The 18,100-nt window shown below is 52.6% G+C and carries 17 protein-coding genes; 10 read left to right on the top strand and 7 right to left on the bottom strand.

The annotated features are described in order from the left end of the window. Positions 1–5 precede the first annotated feature (5 nt). From SIB74_RS06675 to SIB74_RS06645, 7 genes are read right to left on the bottom strand one after another with little or no spacing between them, the layout of a single operon-like run. Positions 6–518 carry a hypothetical protein gene (locus SIB74_RS06675; RefSeq protein ID WP_063395980.1) on the bottom strand — a complete coding sequence of 171 codons (513 nt, stop codon included), beginning with the start codon at positions 516–518 and terminating at the stop codon, positions 6–8. A gap of 46 nt (positions 519–564) precedes the next feature. Then, positions 565–1,266, bottom strand: a complete 702-nt coding sequence (locus tag SIB74_RS06670; RefSeq protein ID WP_063395678.1) for a hypothetical protein — start codon at positions 1,264–1,266, stop codon at positions 565–567. Positions 1,267–1,324: 58 nt separating this feature from the next. Next, the gene (locus tag SIB74_RS06665) at positions 1,325–1,945 is read right to left on the bottom strand and encodes an esterase/lipase family protein (RefSeq protein WP_063395679.1); all 621 of its coding nucleotides are present in this window, start codon (positions 1,943–1,945) and stop codon (positions 1,325–1,327) included. 21 nt (positions 1,946–1,966) lie between these two features. Beyond that, positions 1,967–2,380 (bottom strand): dihydroneopterin aldolase, encoded by a 414-nt coding sequence (locus tag SIB74_RS06660; RefSeq protein ID WP_063394962.1) that lies wholly within the window; start codon positions 2,378–2,380, stop codon positions 1,967–1,969. Continuing rightward, the gene (locus SIB74_RS06655) at positions 2,347–3,663 is read right to left on the bottom strand and encodes a glutamate-5-semialdehyde dehydrogenase (RefSeq protein WP_063395680.1); all 1,317 of its coding nucleotides are present in this window, start codon (positions 3,661–3,663) and stop codon (positions 2,347–2,349) included. The genes SIB74_RS06660 and SIB74_RS06655 overlap by 34 nt, the downstream gene beginning before the upstream one ends. 34 nt (positions 3,664–3,697) lie before the next feature. Next, positions 3,698–4,612 carry an ROK family protein gene (locus tag SIB74_RS06650; protein WP_011826471.1) on the bottom strand — a complete coding sequence of 305 codons (915 nt, stop codon included), beginning with the start codon at positions 4,610–4,612 and terminating at the stop codon, positions 3,698–3,700. A 4-nt stretch (positions 4,613–4,616) separates the two neighbouring features. Then, on the bottom strand, positions 4,617–9,053 hold the full coding sequence (locus SIB74_RS06645) for a translocation/assembly module TamB domain-containing protein (RefSeq protein ID WP_063395681.1): 4,437 nt from the start codon (positions 9,051–9,053) through the stop codon (positions 4,617–4,619). A gap of 65 nt (positions 9,054–9,118) precedes the next feature. Here SIB74_RS06645 and SIB74_RS06640 point away from each other — a divergent pair, with 65 nt between their 5' ends. The 10 genes from SIB74_RS06640 (at position 9,119) to SIB74_RS06595 (ending at position 18,029) form a co-directional block, all read left to right on the top strand. Beyond that, positions 9,119–9,598, top strand: coding sequence for a Ycf51 family protein (locus SIB74_RS06640; RefSeq protein WP_063395682.1), 480 nt, complete (start codon positions 9,119–9,121; stop codon positions 9,596–9,598). After that, positions 9,588–9,992, top strand: coding sequence for a DUF4332 domain-containing protein (locus tag SIB74_RS06635; protein ID WP_011826468.1), 405 nt, complete (start codon positions 9,588–9,590; stop codon positions 9,990–9,992). The genes SIB74_RS06640 and SIB74_RS06635 overlap by 11 nt, the downstream gene beginning before the upstream one ends. 66 nt (positions 9,993–10,058) lie before the next feature. Then, the gene (locus SIB74_RS06630; protein ID WP_011129820.1) at positions 10,059–10,325 is read left to right on the top strand and encodes a hypothetical protein; all 267 of its coding nucleotides are present in this window, start codon (positions 10,059–10,061) and stop codon (positions 10,323–10,325) included. Then, a complete protein-coding gene (locus tag SIB74_RS06625) occupies positions 10,315–11,958 on the top strand; it encodes a CocE/NonD family hydrolase (protein WP_063395683.1) in 1,644 nt (547 codons plus the stop codon). Before SIB74_RS06630 ends, SIB74_RS06625 begins: the two co-directional genes overlap by 11 nt. Next, positions 11,913–12,680, top strand: a complete 768-nt coding sequence (locus SIB74_RS06620) for a DUF3887 domain-containing protein (RefSeq protein ID WP_063395684.1) — start codon at positions 11,913–11,915, stop codon at positions 12,678–12,680. The genes SIB74_RS06625 and SIB74_RS06620 overlap by 46 nt, the downstream gene beginning before the upstream one ends. 100 nt (positions 12,681–12,780) lie before the next feature. Beyond that, positions 12,781–15,051, top strand: coding sequence for a 1,4-alpha-glucan branching protein GlgB (gene glgB, locus SIB74_RS06615; RefSeq protein ID WP_063395685.1), 2,271 nt, complete (start codon positions 12,781–12,783; stop codon positions 15,049–15,051). A gap of 108 nt (positions 15,052–15,159) precedes the next feature. Then, positions 15,160–16,218, top strand: a complete 1,059-nt coding sequence (gene hemE / locus SIB74_RS06610; RefSeq protein ID WP_063395686.1) for a uroporphyrinogen decarboxylase — start codon at positions 15,160–15,162, stop codon at positions 16,216–16,218. After that, positions 16,215–17,222, top strand: a complete 1,008-nt coding sequence (locus tag SIB74_RS06605; protein ID WP_063395687.1) for an NAD-dependent epimerase/dehydratase family protein — start codon at positions 16,215–16,217, stop codon at positions 17,220–17,222. Before hemE ends, SIB74_RS06605 begins: the two co-directional genes overlap by 4 nt. Before the next feature lie 28 nt (positions 17,223–17,250). After that, positions 17,251–17,610, top strand: a complete 360-nt coding sequence (petE, locus tag SIB74_RS06600; protein ID WP_063395688.1) for a plastocyanin — start codon at positions 17,251–17,253, stop codon at positions 17,608–17,610. Between the two features lie 203 nt (positions 17,611–17,813). After that, complete coding sequence (locus SIB74_RS06595) at positions 17,814–18,029, top strand: Nif11-like leader peptide family natural product precursor (protein WP_063395689.1); 216 nt, start codon at positions 17,814–17,816, stop codon at positions 18,027–18,029. Positions 18,030–18,100 lie beyond the last annotated feature (71 nt).

Here is an 18,100-nt window from a genome sequence, read left to right as displayed (position 1 = left end):
CCAACTCAATGATCAAGAGCCACTTCTCGTGCTAGTTGGGCGTAACTTGATTTCCACCTCTGAGCGAACAAGAGCGCAATTAAAACAAGTGCCAAGGCGAAACCAGGAAGGGCCATGACCAAGCCTTGCTGGAGAGGTATACCATAAAGAGCTTTTAACAAAACAACTACATTGAGGTGAATCCATGCGAAAAGTGTTACAGCAATTAGATCACTAATATAAGGAGCTCCGACAAGAATATAAAATAATCCTGGCCAAATTGCTGGTAGCATATGGCTTGCAAAAGTAATCGGATGTAAAGGCACAGACTTGAGAGACGTAAGTATCAAGCTGTCACAGAGAATTCCCATTAGAAAAGCTAGGCTTAGGCCTAGCGCATCAAAGAATAAATGCACGGCAATTTGCACAGGACCTAAACGATTAGCAAGAAGAGAAAAGAAATGTGCTGCTGACATTGAAAGGCCAACTGCCAGTAACAATCCAACCCCAGCCTCCATTTTAAGCAGTACCTCAGCCATGGAATCAAGGCCTTGACTGAGTCCGCTTAAGCCCTGTAGAAGAGCATCAGGCACGACGCATCTCCGGACGATTTACGATCCAGAGAACAACAATTGAGAGAATGGCACTGTAGAAGCACCATACTGAATTGAAAGCCATGCTATATGTAAACAGTGTCAGAATGATAGACAATACAATTAATACTCCGAAGAGTTTGACGGCTTTGTCTTTAAGTATCAGCAATGGAATAACAATCCAAGACCAATAAATTAGTTCTCCAATAGGCTCTGTATTGATGAAATTATGGAAGATGGTGTTGACGTTGTAGACGATCCTTCCGCCTGTCACTAGTCCTGGCTGGACCAACGGTGGATGTACTAATAAAGGCAGCCAGAATGAGATTCCAAGGATGGAACCAATAATCCAAACCCAGCGTAAAGCTCTCTTGACTCCTTCACTTTCGGAATGACGCCCAATCGAGTATGCGCTCCATGGAATCCATATCATCCAGAAGCAATAGGCAAAAAATAGAAAGCCGACAGAAGTAATTGAGGTGAGAGGTTCGGTCGGTGAAGCCACTGTTTCTCCGTGACCTAATCCCACCCATACAAAACCTTCAATAAATTGCTGTAGCCCGAAGAAGAACGGTACTAGGGCTAGAGGTTTGTAGCCGGGACGTTTCGCTTCAGACGCAAGATGGTGGGTATAAAGCCCTAAGGGCATGAGGACCGCTGCAGCCGTAAAGCTGGCTGACGCTGAGAAACACATCTGTGTGCTTGTTTATGAGTGTTCGCTCAGTTTGGTCAGGTAACTCGACTTCGCCAAGTTAATTACTGAGAAGCTTTGAAATCAGCAACTTCAATGCCAGCGGATGAGACATCAATTGTTGATGCGTGATTACTGGAACGGCCTGTTGCTCACCCACCGGTAATACGGCTTGCCAGCCTGGAACAACCATGACATCCCATCGACAGAAATAACTGCTGCATTCAATGTCTTCTAAGGCTGAAACGTTACCGTTGAGCTGGCGCAGTAAGGGGCTGCCGCGCTTCATATCCGCCAAACCAGCAAACAAACAGGAGGGAATCCACTGGGCTGTGATTGTGCCTCGCTGTGGACTTCCTACACTCAGAAAACGATGCGTTCGTCGTGATCCACCTAGTTGTTGCAGCCAAATTCGACTGATCACCCCTCCCATCGAGAATCCAAGTACATCGATAACCGTCTCGGCCCCCCACTGCTCAACGATCAGCTGATCCAACGTTTCGGCCAGCTTGGAAAGCGGAACAACTCCCAGGCGATGAGGCAAGTGGGGGATCTGTAGAGGTAGCTGATGCTGTTCGAGTACCTTCACCAACCGCCTAAAAAGATGCGGGGTATCCCAAAGACCATGTACAAGCACCAATGGTCGACGGGGTTTATCCACTGATGCGACATGCGTAAACATCGCGAAAAGCCTTAACAAAGATCAGGGTGTTGGCCAATGGCGACACCTCTCAACAGCCACACTGCCACTAAACCCAGGCACCGGCGCAGCACATTTACGCACAAGCACTCGCATCGGCACAGGACCGTAGAGATCTTCCAAGAGCACTAGCAATTGCTCGCTGAAGTGTTCGATGGTGAAACACTTCAGTTCAAAGGAGAGTCGTTGCATTGCACCAATAGCCAAGCTGTAGTCCGCAGTGGCATTGAGGTCATCATCCAGGGCAGCCTTGTCAAGGTCTAACCAAAGGCTGAAATCCAAGCTGAACCACTGACCTTCACGTCTTTCATGGTCAAGCACACCCACGTGAGCCCACAAGCGCACATCGTTAACATGAATGGCTCCTAAAGGGAGACGATTGATCACAGCGGTAGGTCCCGGTGCGTGAACATGCATTCACCATTGGCATAGTCCGCCACAATGTGGCCTTGTCCACGCAACCGATAGCGATAGGTCACCAGCCCTTCCAAGCCAACCGGCCCCCTTGGAGGCAGTGTTTGAGTACTGATTCCAACCTCGGCTCCAAAGCCATAACGGAATCCATCGGCAAAACGCGTGGAGCAATTGTGAAAAACACCGGCACTATCGACAGCTTGGAGAAAACGCTCAGCCGTCTGCTGATCATTGCTGACAATCGCCTCCGTGTGACGGGAGCTATAGCGACGGATGTGATCCAGGGCTCCCTCTAGATCAGGCACCACTTTCACTGACAGAATTAGATCGAGATATTCCGTAGCCCAATCCTCTTCACTTGCTGACTCTTCTACTCCTAAAGCTCGGCTAGCTGAATCGCCAAGCAGACGAACCCCGGCCTGACGAAAGGCAGGAATTGCAAGCTCTAAAAACGACGGTGCAATGGACTGATGAATGAGCAGAGTTTCAATAGCGTTGCATGCTGCGGGGTACTGGGTCTTGCTGTCGATTGCAATCTGGAGGGCCTGCTTCAGATCCGCTGCGGCATCGAGATAGAGATGACAGATTCCGTCTGCATGACCAAGAACCGGAATTCGTGTGTTGTCCTGAATGAAACGCACCAGTTCGTTGCTGCCGCGAGGGATGATCAAATCCACTAGGCGATCAAGGCGAAGTAGGGCAAGGCTTTCCTGACGGGTCGTGAGTAAGGCAATTGCCTCGGGATCGATCTCTGTTTCAGCCAGACCATTCTTCAACGCCTCAATGATGGCCTGATTGGTGTGGCTTGCTTCGCTGCCGCCCTTGAGAAGTGCGCCATTGCCAGAGCGAATCGCCAGTGAAGCGATTTGAATTACGGCATCTGGGCGCGCCTCAAAGATTACCCCCAGGACTCCAAGAGGAACGGTGATGCGCTCCAGTACAAGGTCTTGATCGAGTTCACGATGCAACTGACGCAAACCAAGGGGATCAGATAACTGAGCCAACTGCCTGAGCCCCTCGATAGCCGAATTGAGTTTGCTTTCATCAAGCTTGAGCCGCGCCATCAGGGAAGAAGCAAGTCCCTCAGTTCGAGCCTTCTCTAAATCGAGTCGATTAGCCCTCACGATCTGCTCAGAGCTTGACAGCAAAGCATTGGCCATTGCTTTCAGGGCCTTACGCCGCTGGTTGTCATCACTTTGCCCAAGAGCCATGGCTGCTTGCCGCACCTCTGCTGCAAGTCGCAGCAACTGGGTGGAAGGCTCAGGAACTCCAGGAGAAGTTGTCATCACAGCGCGGCACAGCTGTGCTCATCATTACGCCTCAAGGGGCATTGCCGACACTTAAGAGACGTTGAAGGGCAAGTCGAGCTGCCCCCAGGCGACCAGCTCCATTCCCAAGGGCACAGGAGCGAATCTGCAAACCCTCCCTGCTCACAGCTTGCACCCGCTTCTCTACTTCCTGACGGACCGCTGGTAGGAAATGAATTGCTCCACCTGCAAGACCTCCTCCGACCAGCACCAGCTGAGGGGTGAAAACATAGACGAGAGAACTGATTCCCACCCCAAGTTTGCGGCCATAGGTTTCCCAGATCTCGAGAGCCTCGCGATCGCCAGAAGCAGCTCGTTCGCTTAATTCTTCTGGGTCCCCAGCCCATAGACGTTGAAGGGCGCCAATGCTGGCGTACTGCTCTAGGGAGCCTTGGTTGCCACTGTTGCAGCTGGGACCTTCAGAATCCACCCCAATCAGACCAGGCTCGGCTGCAGCCCCGTTATGACCGACAAACAATTGCCCCCCAAGCATGACGCCCCCACCTACTCCGGTGCCAAGAGTGAGCAGAACGACGTTTTGAAAATCTTGGGCCGCGCCCTGCCATGCTTCACCAACGAGAGCACAGTTGCCATCATTCGCCAGGGTGACGTGCCGATTCAGTCGTGGTTCCAACCAGTCGGCTAAAGGAACCTCCAGCCATCCAGGCAGGTTGATACAGACCCTGGCGACCCGCCCTTCAGCATCCATTGGTCCTGGCAAGCCCACTCCCACGAATGCAGCATGATGGTTTGGATCAACAGTTTCGATAGCTTCGCAAAGAGCAACTGTGACAGCACCTGGCACCGAGGGTTGAGGGGTTGGCAACTCGGTTTCTGCCAACAGATGGCCCTGCTGATCAAATCGACCTAACTTGATCGCGGTACCTCCCAAATCGACACCAATGAACTGAGCTAAGTCGGTTGCCAATTGGTCAAAAGCGGAAAAATAATTGCAATTGGCTCTGCCAAATCCCCTGGCTGTCTACAGAACCTGAGAGATTCATGCTGGGACTGATTTGATAAGTAAGGGTGCCTTGCGGAGGAATATCGTTGCGGTCTGGTGTCGCCAAAATAGAAACGTTAAGTCGCTTAGTGATATCAATACCAATGTCTGTGACTAACTCGAGAGTGGGTGGGACTTGCCCAGAAACGCGCTCTTGTTGACTCGTCACAACCGGCGAGACGTATGCAGGATAAAGGGCGATTTGCATTCGTTGACTGAAAGCATCAGAGATTGTTCCAAGAACAGGCGTGAGAAGAGATTGACCGATCACAGTCGCTAGTGCCGCACCACCACCTTCTCCCGACAACCCTGCCAGTGAATTTCCTCCAATTAACCCCAGCAATTGAGCACGAGGCAGTGACGGCGAGCTGCGTAAGTCAATGTTTTGGAAAAGACGATTTGCAGGTCCCTCGGCCTTCACCATTACTTTGATCAAGCGGAACTGTCCTCCGGCCCGAAGAGCACCTGTGCCATTGGTATCAAATACATTCGCTGATGCGGCATTACTGTCGGTGCCGATGCTGATGCTGTCGGAGACCTGGCTGTTCATGGCGACATCAACGTAAGGGATTAGGCCCAGAGAAGGAGTAAACACAGCGACATTCGCAGCTCGCTGATCAAGACTGAAGAACGTCGTAAACAGATTCAGCCGCCCATTCAGTAGCCGAATCACACCACGAGCCTGAAGCTTTGGATCTAGGGGGCCATTCAAACTGAGCAACCCTTCTGTACTGAAATTGGCCAGCGCATTAGCAGTGATGCGCAAATTTGGCCCCAGCTTTAAACGCAGGTTTTCGAAGCTGATAGAGGGGATGTTGGGAATCACGGAGCTCAACATCTTCCTCCGACTGACGTCTACATCTGGTCCAAGTAAGACCAAGGGTTTCTTGAAATCCCACTGCTCCTCAAGCAGGGTGTTGGCATTAACAACTTTGGGGCTGCTGGAAGTCGCTATCGCCTCTCCGGCTCCAGGCCTTTTGGTGGATTGAATGGCAGAGTTGATCGGTCGCAGAAGCCCTGAGCCGGCGGGTGAGATCGTTCCTTCTTTGATCGTGAGCTCACCACCAATCAAGGGTTTCAGTAAGGCACCCGTGAACTTGAGCTTGGCGGCCACCCCTACATCAGCCTTTGGCAACTTAAAACGGGACTTACTGATCTCGATGGTCAGGGGCTGGTCTTCAGGTGCAGGGCGAAGCAAGGCAATGGATCCCGCACCTTGCAAGATGCCCTTCGAACCAATCTTGGCTTTGAGACGCTGCACCTCAAGGCGATTGAAGTCAAAAACCATGGCAGCCTCCAACCCCTTGACAACTTGTTCCATGACGACGAATTCGCCGTTTTGCACCACCAAAAATCCATTCGCCTGAGGAGCGCTAAGGCTGCCGCTAAACAACAACTTGAGGTCGGAGTTACCGCCCTTCCAGGCGACCGCACCTTCAGCAAAATCAGCCAGAAAATGTAGGCCGTCGCCGTGGCTCTCAACCCTGACGTCTATCGGCAAGGAGGGATCCAGAGGCACTTGACCGGTAATGGTTACAGCCTCTTTGGAAGAAGAGCTTCGCAGCGCGAAGTCGAGGTTCAGGAGGGCATCATTCAAGAGGATCTGCCCTTTGTCCAAGCTCAATTTGCTCTCAGCCAACCTGGCGCTTTCCATCACTAGGTCAGCTGTGATTTCAGGGGTTCCCCGTCTGAGGTTGTATCGACCCGAAAGTCCCAGAGCGCCTCGCAGTGCTTGAGGTAGAGGTGCAACCAACGAAAGCAGAGAAAAGGGAACGTGAAGCAGTGAAAACGACCCTTCCCCACCATGCAGTGGTCCTTGAATCGAGGCGAAAATGGGTTTGACTTGTAGGGCGTGATCCTGATCCTCACTTTCTGTCCAGAGATGACCGCTGGCCTTTAGCCCCAGATTGAGTTTGGACAGATCGGGACCCTTCAGATCGATCACCGCATCAATCTGCCCACGTAGATCTTCTGGATGGATGATCTTGCTACGACGATTTTGCTGGTCGAAACGATTGACGGAAGCCTGCGCCGCTGCCAAGACTTTGAGCTGATCATCTAGAGACCTTCCCAAGGTTTGCATCAACAGAGTGCCCAGATCTTGGGCTCGCCCAATCGAAGCTGGAAGAACATCATTAAAATTAGAAAGTTGCTCTGCACTAGAGATCAGCCAACGCGCGCTTAGACCGCGTGCCTTTGCCTTAGCAGAGAGTTCGCCACCAAGGCGACCTCCTGCTGCAAGATTGATCTGGCCTGTATCCGCTGGTAGCAGCTCACCAGTCAGCTTGTAGCGCTGGTTGGCGACCCTCCCCTGAAGCAAAGCCTGTTGAAATTGCAGACCCATCAATCCTGGATTGCTGATGGTGACTTGGCCTTCTATGGCCAGGGGCTGAAGGCCCAGGCTGCCTGACCCGCTGAGTTGACCATAAACGCCTTCAAATCGCTGCTTTGAAGACAGGGCCGCCTCAATTCCATCCACTTTGAAATTGTTCAACTCCCAGCGATAGCGAGCTGGGATGCCGTTTAGCGAGAGACGGCCATCGCCACGGTTAATCGCCAACTCCTGTGGCAACCAGTCGCGTCCCAATCGAGCTGAGAGCTGCCCAGGGATCACCGCCCCCACTGATTCCATCAGCAGAGTGCTACCCCCAGTAGGGAGTCCGGCCAAGTTCCCTTGCCAATCTTCCAACAATCGCAACCCTCCAGCCTCTGGATTCACCACCCGGAGGGAAAGATTTGGCCGAAGGGCCGAGAATGGCCCTCTCACCTGACCCGAAGCAGCAAGGGTTCCAGCCAAAGAGGTGCCGAGAAGCGGACCAATACGAGCTAAAGGGAAAGGACTCAAATTCAGATTGGCCTGCAGTTCTCCACTGCGTAGGCGTCCTTGATCAACTGAGAGAGGCAAGTCCGCCACAACTTTGAGCAGGGGACTGTTGAACTGCCTTAAGCGGAGCAAACCGGAATCTGCTGACCACCCCGCTCGCAGAGACCAGGTTTCCAGCAAAGGATTACCTTGCTGAGCAAGGCTTAGCTGAAGTTGGGGGCTCGATGAAGGGCCCTCAAGCTGAAGTTTGCCTTTGATCAAGGATTGGCTGCCGAGAAGATCAGCAAGCACAGGGATGGGCTGCCATGCAGGGCCTGCAAACTCCAGGCGCTGGGTGCTCAGCCCTAACTCGGGATAGAGGGGCCCCCTTGCACGGACCTGAAGACCTGGACCACGAACATCAAACGTGTCAATAACGGCCCTGAAGGCCTTGGGATTGCGCCAGTTGGTGCGCATCTGCAAGTTCAGTTGCAGCGGACCATCAACGGGGATCTTTGGGGCAAGAATCCAGCGGCCACTGGCGTGCAGATTGGGCTCATGCCAAGGTCCATTGATCCGGGCTTGGAAGGCATGCCCTTGTTGCCGCTGGTTGACCTTGAGGTCGAGGTTGTAGGAGTGATTGAGACGAGCACCTCCCTTGAGAGAAGCGGTCCAAGGGCCGTAACGCCACTGGCTGAGAGGTAACTGAAGACGATCTTGACGACAGTTGATCTTGGCTTCACGAGATGAGAGTGACTTTTTGAGGGGACGCCCCGCTAATTGGAATCGAACCAATGACAGGGATCCCTTACAGCCCATACGTCCCTGATTAAGACTCACTTGGAGGTCACCGCCAATCTGACCCTGCATTTGCATGGGCAGCGTTCCCGGCAAAAGCCCCTGCAATGGTTTAAGGCTGATTTGGTCCAAACGAGCATGGGCCTCAAGCTCTAAACGATCCCAGCGCCCACGTCCCTTTAGGAAGAATCTTCCACGATCTGGCAATACAAATTGGACAGACCCATTGGCCCATCCCTCCGCCAACTGAAGGTCTGCCCGTGTGGTAGCGGTGAACTCCAAGTTTGCGGGTTCGATGCGGACCCTGGCGGGCTGAGTCAACCGCAGCTGAAGATCAACCTTTGGGGGAGGCTCGCCTTTGGATGGACCAGGGACCCAGTAGAAACCCTTGTGATTACGACGCAGCGTTAACCGTGATCCTTCAAGGGTTAGTACGGCAACGGGTCGCAAACGCAACAGGCTGGCTATTGGGGCAAGGCTGATGGTTAGACCAGAGAGCGATGCTGTGGAATCGTCATGACTTCCAGACAGCACTTCAGTGGGACCAATGGCCATACCCCAGGGCCGCAGGCCCTGATAGGCACCAATTTTTAAAGGATGGCCTAGAGGTTTTGAAAGCTGTTGCTCCAGTTGCGGACGCAGACGTTCAAGAAGGGCAGCAACAACTCGATCGGCGCCAACCCAAACAACCAAGCTGCTGGTTAGCAGTAGAACAGCAGGGCGTTTCCATCGCCCTTTAGCCAAAGATTGACTCTTCTGTCCCATCGATTTGAGTCAACCTTCCTGGGAGCGTGCGAAATATAAGTAGTTCTCCTGAGGTTCACCAGTCCATGTCCATTCCAGAGCTGATTGAAACCGCAACCGGATGGCTTGCCTGGTCAGGCCTAGCCCTATGCCTAATGACCCTGATTGCTTTCTTGGTTCGTTGGGGACAACGCTTCCGGCTGGTGGGAGTGACCAGCTTCAACCTTCTTCTTTTGGCAAGCTGTTGGGCTTTTGGCGTGAGCTATACCCCCCCCCTCAAGGTGGAAGGAGCTCTGGTGGTACCCGTGGTGTTTGACAACAGCACGGACCTTGTTGTCGCCCAGGCTCCCGACGACTTTCCTGATGAAGCGGTCGAAGCCACATTGGAGCAACTAGCAGGCAACATCCATCGCGGTGGATATAACGGCAGTGAAGTGCATGTGCGGCTACGCAGGCTGGAATCGGTTGGAGAGGGTGTCAGTCAACCCGTCATCCTCGGTGAAGTCATACGCGACTTGCGTCAGAACATCACGCTGCCATTAGCCGAAAAAAGTGATGCAGGTTGATCAACCTCTGGGAGATTTACCTCAGAGCTTTCGTGACGAACAAGCCTTGCTCGTGGCCGCAGGGATCACAACATGGAGCGCATTGAAACGCCTCGAGGACCAGGACCTCAACCGACTTGCTAAGGGAGGGCTTGCGACGACCCGCAACCTGAAACGATTGCGAGGCATGGCGGCACTTGTTTGTGATCTAGATCTAGAACTGGCGGATGCTGCCTTGCTGATCCACTCCGGGCTTGCCACTGCAGCCGCTTTGGCCGCTGCGACTCCACAGGATGTCGTGCATCAGACGGGACGGTTACAACGCCAACTCAATAACCATCGACAATCGAGCGTGGACCTTGCTATGGCGAATCGCTGGATCCAACTTGCTCGTACTAGGCAACTGCAGAACTGACCTAGCGAAGCCCCACAATCCCGACAAGAGTGTCTCAAATGATCACAGCGTGCATCTTTGGGACCAATGCGCTATTTGCCAGCGCTGATCGTCGTAGCCCTTGCCAGTGCTTCGGATGTCAAGGCGCAGTCCAGCCTTCTTGAAAGCGTCAAAAACAACCCAGGCGAAGCGCGCGAATTGTGCAGTCAATTTAAGGCTCTCAATACCAAAGGGGTTTCTGCTTATTCATCTCAAGCGATCTCAGAAGTCGCCCGCCAACGCAATCTCAGCTCCAATAACGCTGAGATTCTGGCCACCTATGTGATTGGAATGAACTGCCCGGATGTGCGTTGAAGGTCGAACGAGCTCTGGATCCGTGAACTGGCACGATGCCTGGCTGACACTCTCTGACGGGGTCAAGCTCGTTGCCAGGTTATGGGTCCCGAAAGGTGAGGGACCCTGGCCTGCTCTCGTGATGCGTCAGCCCTACGGACGTGCGCTCGCCTCAACGGTGACTTACATCCATCCTGGTTGGTGGGCAAGTCACGGCTATCTGGTCGTGGTCCAGGACGTACGTGGTCAAGGGGATTCCGAAGGCCACTTCAATGGCTTCCTGCAAGAAGTTTCTGATACCAGTCAGACGCATGCATGGGTTCGGGAGTTGCCAGAATGCAATGGCCGTCTTGGAACCTATGGGTTTTCCTATCAGGGCCTAACACAGCTGCTTGCCGAACCCGGGACGCCGCCACCGGACTGTCTGGCACCAGCGATGGCAGGAGTTGATGAGCGCAACCATTGGAGTTGTGAGGGAGGTGCTCACTGGTGGCATCTTGGCTTGGCCTGGGGGCTGCAACTTGCTGCACTACAAGCTCGTCGCTGTGGCAACTGGGAAGCATGGAGAGAGCTTCGTCGCAGTTTGGAAGACGACAGCTACCTGTATGAGGGTCCGGCACTTCTGAAACGCCACGATCCCGATGGAATGAGCTTGAGATGGCTACAGCAAGCGAGCCAAAACGATCAAGGCTGGGTTGTACACAAGCCCTTGGATTCCTGGCTTCGTCAACCGATGCTGCTTCTGGGTGGCTGGTGGGACCCCCATTTGAATGGCCTGCTTGACCTCTATCAACGATCAAGCCAAGTAGGTGGTAGTCCAGAACTTCACATCGGTCCAGCGACTCACCTGCAGTGGTGGCCTGATGCACAGCAACTTCAGCTGGAGTTCTTTGATCGCCATCTGCAATCTTCGAAAGCATTAACGAATTCAAGAACCCATGGGCGGATCTGGAATATCACGTCTTGTTCTTGGCAGACATTTGCAAGCCCCACCCAGACCACAGCATCAGCCCATGCCGGCTGGAGTCTTTTCAGTGGAGGGATGGCCTGCTTGGACCCCTCAGAAGGCACCCTGCATCAGAACAAGGAAGGTGGCGGCGTGGTTTATGTGGTCCATGACCCTTGGCGACCGGTTCAAGCAGTGGGAGGACATCTCAGCCCAAAACCAGGAGTTGCTGAGCGCAGCGCCGTGGACCAGCGCGCCGATGTGGCTACCTTCACAAGCACTGCTTTGCAGGAACCTCTCCAACTCAATGGGATCCCATTACTGCAGCTGACCGTGCAGTCAGATCAACCGGGATTTGACCTTTGCGTTGCCCTCTCCATTGTTAATCGCAGCAACAGCGAGGTGAAGCAGCTCTCAACAGGTTTTCTGCGTGTGCAAGGAGAGCAGGCCCTGCGCATGCTGCCGCGCAAGGTGAAACTTCAACCAATACTTGCAGACCTGCAGCGAGGAGAACATCTGCGCCTATCTCTCGCAGGCGCTGCCTGGCCGGCCATTGGTGTCAACCCAGGCCACGATCGTCATCCCTGTGGCCCTCCAGGACCCCATTGCCAAGTGGTGACCATGACACTGCAGCTCAATGGATCCAAGTTGAGGCTTTTGCCATGGAACTCCGGCAAAATAGATTTCGATTTGCCCCAAGAGTTTTGAAGCTGTCTGTTTGCCTGCTGAGCCTATCCCTTGGATTGCCCATGGGCCTGAGTGCACTAACCCTTCCGACTGTGGCAGCGCAGGAGACCATTCAAAAGACCACCTTGAGCCCTACTGAGGCGACAAAAACAGCGCAAATCCTGCTCAAGGCATTAGTGGTGCAAGACGCGAAAACCATCTATGGCCAACTTTCAGAAGCCCTGCGCAGCAGCACCACCACTGAACGGATCCAACAACGTCTGAAAAGGCGCCCTCAAGTCAAGTCAAGTCGCATTGTCGACGTCTCACCAGGCATAGACGACACCACTGTCGACGCCATGGTTGAGACCATCGATGGCGACGTCCCGTTGATCATGGTCCTCGATCAGAAAGGGAAATTGATCGCATGGAAATGGAGTGGTGAAGCATTGCCGATCGAGCAATCAGCCATTGATTTCGTTAACGATTTGGTATCTGCTCGCTGGATCGCTGCGCGTTCCTTTCTTGAACTGAGTTTTCAACAGGAGTTGAAACCACAAGACTTGCAACGCAAGTGGACAAAACTCAATCGCGTCACCGGAGGTTTCCAAAAGGTGAAAGATGCGATTGTTGCCAGCCAAGGCGGGGAACAGCAGCTGGTTCTAGTGACCATTGAGTTTGGCGATTTAACAGACAACCTTTTTGTCATTTTCAACAGTCAAGGGGAGATCATCAACGTGGATTTCTCAGCGGATCTGGTCTGATTGATCAGCGTTCGCTGATTCAACTGCTCACTCTGGTGCTCAGTCTGCCCTTGCGGTCCATGAATCGACCTAAGCTCCCGGCCATCGATGTCCTTGCCCCATGACCACCAGTGTTGCCCTCGACTGGGTGGTTCAAGACGGCCAAAGACTTGCTGAATGTCGCCACGATCATCCTTTCTCGCTGCTGGGTCCTCAATCCCATGAGGGGCAATGGATCGTGCGCATCTGGATGCCGGAGGCAAGCCAAGTAGAGCTGCTTTGTGATGGCAGAACGACTGCCATGACAACGCCCAATCACTCCTGGATCTTCGAAGCAGCTCTCAACCAAGATCCCGGCCGCACATACCAGTTGCGGGTTAAACGCGCAGGAATCGTGCATGAGCAGCACGACCCCTGGGCCTTCCACGATGAATGGATGGGGGAGATGGACCGTCACCTCTTTGCGGAGGGCAACCATCACCACATTTGGCAACGCATGGGCGCTCATCTGATGGAGCGTGAGGGTGTTGAGGGAGTGATGTTCTGCCTCTGGGCACCCCATGCATGCAGTGTGGCTGTTCTCGGAGAATTAAACGGATGGGATGGCCGTCATCATCCGATGCAGCGTCGCCAGGGAGGCCTTTGGGAGCTGTTTATTCCTGGGTTTAAAGAAGGGACCCTTTATAAATACGAAATCCGAACCCAGGACGGCCATTGCTATCAGAAAGCTGATCCTTATGGTTTCCAGCACGAGGTGCGCCCAGCGACAAGCTCCGTAGTCGCGAGGCTTGATCGCTATCAATGGCAGGACGAGCAATGGATGCGGCAACGGGATAGTCGTAATGCGCTCGATCAGCCAATTTCTGTCTATGAAATGCATTTAGGCAGCTGGATTCATGCAGCAACAGATGAACCGTATATCGAGTTGGATGGCACGCCCCGGGCGCCGGTACTCGCTGCTGACATGAAGCCTGGAGCTCGTCTCCTGACCTATCCCGAACTAGCCGACCAGTTAATCCCCTACGTGAAAGATCGGGGATTCACCCACATCGAACTGATGCCAATCTCAGAGCATCCATTTGATGGCTCATGGGGATACCAGGTCACAGGGTGGTATGCACCCACCAGCAGATTTGGAAGTCCGGATGAATTCCGTGCATTTGTTGATCGCTGCCACGCCGAAGGTTTAGGTGTGATCATCGATTGGGTGCCAGGCCATTTCCCTAAGGATGGTCATGGCCTGGCCTTCTTTGATGGAACCCATCTCTACGAACATTCTGATCCGCGCATTGGTGAGCACAAGGAATGGGGCACGCTGATCTTCAACTACAGCCGCAACGAGGTTCGCAACTTTCTCGTTGCCAATCTTGTGTATTGGTTTGAGCAATTCCATATTGATGGTATTCGTGTTGATGCGGTGGCTTCGATGCTTTATCGCGACTATCTGCGACCTGATGGAGAATGGATTGCCAATGAAGATGGAGGGCGAGAAAATACAGAAGCAGTTCGATTCCTCCAACAGGCCAATCACGTTCTCTTCCAGCACTTCCCTGGAGCACTTTCAATTGCGGAGGAGTCAACAACTTGGCCCATGGTTACTCAGCCCACTGATATGGGCGGCCTGGGATTCAACCTTAAATGGAATATGGGTTGGATGCATGACATGCTCGATTATTTCGAGTTAGATCCTTGGTTTAGGCAGTTTCACCAGAACAACATCACTTTTTCGATCTGGTATACCTACACCGAAAACTTCATGCTGGCACTTAGTCATGATGAGGTTGTGCATGGTAAAAGCAATCTTCTCCATAAGATGCCCGGAGATGACTGGCAGAAATGTGCAAATGTTCGTGCATTGCTTGCCTATATGTGGACCCATCCTGGCAAGAAAACTATCTTCATGGGAATGGAATTTGGTCAACGATCGGAATGGAATGTATGGGGAGACCTGCAATGGGAGCTGTTGACACATGATCCTCATAAGGGTCTGCAGAGATTGGTTGATGACCTCAACACTTTCTATAAAGCCGAGCCTGCTCTATGGAAAGATGACTTTGATCAATATGGATTCCAATGGATTGATTGCAATGATAATCATCATTCTGTAATCAGCTTTATGCGTCGTGAAAGTATTGGCGGAACTTGGCTTGTCGTCGTCGCCAACTTCACACCGCAAACTCATTCAAATTACAGAATTGGCGTGCCTATTGGTGGCTATTATCAGGAAGTTTTCAACACAGACAGCTCTTGTTACGGCGGTAGAAACCTCGGCAATATGGGCGGTAAAAACACTGATGAATTCAATATCCATGGATATGAGCAGTCTCTTGAACTCTGCCTACCAGCGCTGAGCGTGCTGGTCTTCCGTCATGACCCGAAGCGAAGTCTTTGAGTGCAGCCAAAGCCAATGAACATGTGACGAAGCTGCGTTCTCAACATCACTGATGCCTTAACAACAACGGCCTTCAGGTAGGTTTTCTGACTGATCCTGACCCTTGTAATGAGCGACTCCCAGCCCTTATTGCTCCGCGCTGCGCGTGGTGAGTCGGTCGAGCGGACCCCTGTGTGGATGATGCGCCAGGCGGGACGCTACATGAAGGTTTACCGGGATCTCCGGGACCGTTACCCCAGTTTTCGAGAGCGTTCTGAAAATCCTGATCTCTCTTACCAGATCTCGATGCAGCCCTTTGAAGCATTCCAGCCTGATGGGGTGATTTTGTTCTCAGACATCCTCACTCCCTTGCCCGGCATGGGCATCGATTTCGACATCGTTGAAAGCAAGGGCCCCCTCATCCAAAAGCCGATTCGCAGCCTCAGCCAAATTGAGGCTCTTCATCCATTGGAGCCAAACGCAAGCATGCCTTTTGTTGGCGAGGTGCTCGGACGCCTGCGCGAGAGCGTTGGTAATAAGGCTGCTGTGTTGGGTTTTGTGGGGGCTCCCTGGACCCTTGCTGCCTATGTGGTTGAGGGCAAAAGCAGCAAGAATTACGCCGTGATTAAGGCGATGGCTTTCCAGCAGCCAGATCTTCTGCATCGTTTGCTCAACCATTTCGCTGAATCGATTGCCACTTATTTGCGTTATCAAATCGATTCCGGCGCCCAGGTCGTGCAGATGTTTGATTCCTGGGCCGGTCAGCTCAGCCCGGCCGACTACGACACCTTTGCAGCGCCTTATCAAAAAAGAGTCGTAGACCTGGTGAAATCCACTCATCCCGACACTCCAATGATTCTCTACATCTCCGGCAGCGCTGGAGTGTTGGAACGAATGGGGCGCACAGGTGTCGATATCATCTCTCTTGACTGGACTGTTGATATGGCCGATGGCTGCGCTCGACTTCCCGAGCACTTAGGTGTGCAAGGCAATGTTGACCCTGGCCTGCTGTTTGGAACACCAGAAGCGATTGGAGACCGAATTGTCGATGCGGTTCGCAAGGCTCGAGGTCGCCGGCATATCCTCAACCTCGGCCATGGCATCCTGCCTGGAACACCTGAGGACAATGCCAAGGTGTTTTTCGAAACTGGCAAGACTGTTGACAATCTGATCGGATCTGCCGCTTGACTCCTGCCCGGATCCTGATCACAGGAGCCAGCGGCTGTGTTGGGCAGTACACAGCCGCCTGGCTACTTGAAAACTCCGATGCCGAGTTACTGCTCTGGCTCAGAGACCCGGCCAAACTCACGGCCATCTCAGCGCAACACCCACGTGTTCAACTGCTGGTTGGAGATCTACGTGATCCCCATTGTTTTGCTAATCAGCTCGCCACGGTCAGCCGTGTGATTCATACGGCAACGGCCTGGGGGGATCCAGAGCGAGCCCATCAAGTGAATGTTGTGGCTGTTAAAACTCTGCTCGGGCTTCTCAATCCAGAGGTTCTTGAGCAGATCACCTATTTCTCTACGGCAAGCATCCTCAACCGGGATCTTCAGCCATTGCCAGAAGCTCTTTCGTATGGCACTGAATACATTCAAACCAAGGCTCAGTGCCTCCAGGACCTTGAGCACCATCCGTTGGCTGATCGGATCGTGGCTGTTTTTCCTACGCTCGTTTTCGGGGGAAGGGTCGATGGCACGAGCCCATTCCCTACCAGCTATCTCACTGAAGGGTTAGAAGAAGCAAGCCGCTGGCTTTGGCTGGCACGCTGGCTAAGGGCTGATGCCAGCTTTCATTTCATTCACGCAGCTGATATTGCTTGCATATGTGGCCACTTGGCAATGACCCCCAAACTCCCCAATCGAGAGGCTGGGCAGGGAGCTGTTCGGCGTTTGGTTATGGGTCAACCCGCAATCTCTGTGAATCAAGCTATAGCGACTCTTTGTAGCTGGCGTGGGCTCAGGCAGACGCCTGGTTTACCCCTGTGGGGTTGGCTGATTGAGGCTCTGATCAAGGTGCTACCGATCGAAATCAATGCCTGGGATCGATTCAGTATCAAACAACGGCACTTTGTGCATGATCCAATTACGACACCAGAACGTGTCGGAGGTCACAGCCATGCAGCCACACTTGAAGCCGTGTTAGCCGATTCAGGGCTGCCGCAGCGAGGAAAAGTTCACAATAAGGGTTAAAGTGTTCATAGAAATGATGTAAACCCTCATGGCCTCAATGCTTCGCTCTATCGCAGCAGCTGCCTGCGCCCTGCTCTTGGTGATTGGGCTTGGAGTTTCTTCCGTTCAGGCCGCCACTACTGAAGTGAAGCTAGGCACCGATTCAGGCATGCTTGCTTTCGAGCCCAGCTCTTTAACCATTCAGGCTGGAGATACGATCAAGTTCGTCAACAACAATCTGGCCCCACATAACGCTGTATTTGAAGGCCACGATGAGTTAAGCCATCCAGATTTAGCCTTTGCACCTGGTGAATCTTGGGAACAAACCTTCTCAACTGCTGGTACTTATGATTTCTACTGTGAGCCCCATCGTGGCGCTGGCATGGTTGGAACGGTTACTGTTAACTGAGTTAAACAAACTGACTGACCAATAAGTAGATTTTAAAGACCCTAAAAATATCAAACCTGAGGTAACAATCCTTTTTTGTTGCCTCAGGTATTTTATTTGATGACATAAGTTTGATCCATCAAGCAAGTTTACATACTATTCCCCGCAGGTTTGCAGGTATCAAAGCTTGCATATATCATCAAACTAAGAATTTATATGATGCAATGACACGAGAGGGGCTGTCTGATCTTCTCCATACAGCTGAGCACAGTTTAACGCTGCGGGGCAAGTTGAAGAATTGCTCTAATGATCAGGAGTTAATAGATCTAGCTAGAGATTATGGTTTTCCTGTCCAGCTTTGCGACCTTCAAAATGAGGCTGAGTCACAGCAGATAGAGGATTGGTTTAGAAACAGTAGAATTTCTCCAATTCGCAAATGATTGGCTTGAATGCAAGTGGCTGCAAGCCTTTAAATATTTGCTGGTGAAATGGTTGAAGGTCACGGTGCTTA

The organism is Prochlorococcus sp. MIT 1306, from assembly GCF_047304515.1.
In the GTDB taxonomy this organism is placed as follows: Bacteria; Cyanobacteriota; Cyanobacteriia; order PCC-6307; family Cyanobiaceae; genus Prochlorococcus; species Prochlorococcus marinus_D.
The sequence above is the reverse complement of the archived record's forward strand: the minus strand, read 5'-3'. Positions and strand labels throughout refer to the sequence as shown.

Bases quoted from the DNA above. Each gene is read 5' to 3' on its own strand.
- glgB (WP_063395685.1), top strand. From the start codon at position 12,781: ATGACCACCAGTGTTGCCCTCGACTGGGTGGTTCAAGACGGCCAAAGA.
- SIB74_RS06630 (WP_011129820.1), top strand. From the start codon at position 10,059: ATGCGCTATTTGCCAGCGCTGATCGTCGTAGCCCTTGCCAGTGCTTCG.
- SIB74_RS06625 (WP_063395683.1), top strand. From the start codon at position 10,315: ATGTGCGTTGAAGGTCGAACGAGCTCTGGATCCGTGAACTGGCACGAT.
- SIB74_RS06670 (WP_063395678.1), bottom strand. From the start codon at position 1,266: ATGTGTTTCTCAGCGTCAGCCAGCTTTACGGCTGCAGCGGTCCTCATG.
- SIB74_RS06635 (WP_011826468.1), top strand. From the start codon at position 9,588: ATGCAGGTTGATCAACCTCTGGGAGATTTACCTCAGAGCTTTCGTGAC.
- SIB74_RS06645 (WP_063395681.1), bottom strand. From the start codon at position 9,053: ATGGGACAGAAGAGTCAATCTTTGGCTAAAGGGCGATGGAAACGCCCT.
- petE (WP_063395688.1), top strand. From the start codon at position 17,251: ATGGCCTCAATGCTTCGCTCTATCGCAGCAGCTGCCTGCGCCCTGCTC.
- SIB74_RS06595 (WP_063395689.1), top strand. From the start codon at position 17,814: ATGACACGAGAGGGGCTGTCTGATCTTCTCCATACAGCTGAGCACAGT.
- SIB74_RS06660 (WP_063394962.1), bottom strand. From the start codon at position 2,380: ATGCATGTTCACGCACCGGGACCTACCGCTGTGATCAATCGTCTCCCT.
- SIB74_RS06665 (WP_063395679.1), bottom strand. From the start codon at position 1,945: ATGTTTACGCATGTCGCATCAGTGGATAAACCCCGTCGACCATTGGTG.
- SIB74_RS06620 (WP_063395684.1), top strand. From the start codon at position 11,913: ATGGAACTCCGGCAAAATAGATTTCGATTTGCCCCAAGAGTTTTGAAG.
- hemE (WP_063395686.1), top strand. From the start codon at position 15,160: ATGAGCGACTCCCAGCCCTTATTGCTCCGCGCTGCGCGTGGTGAGTCG.
- SIB74_RS06655 (WP_063395680.1), bottom strand. From the start codon at position 3,663: ATGACAACTTCTCCTGGAGTTCCTGAGCCTTCCACCCAGTTGCTGCGA.
- SIB74_RS06675 (WP_063395980.1), bottom strand. From the start codon at position 518: ATGGCTGAGGTACTGCTTAAAATGGAGGCTGGGGTTGGATTGTTACTG.
- SIB74_RS06640 (WP_063395682.1), top strand. From the start codon at position 9,119: ATGTCCATTCCAGAGCTGATTGAAACCGCAACCGGATGGCTTGCCTGG.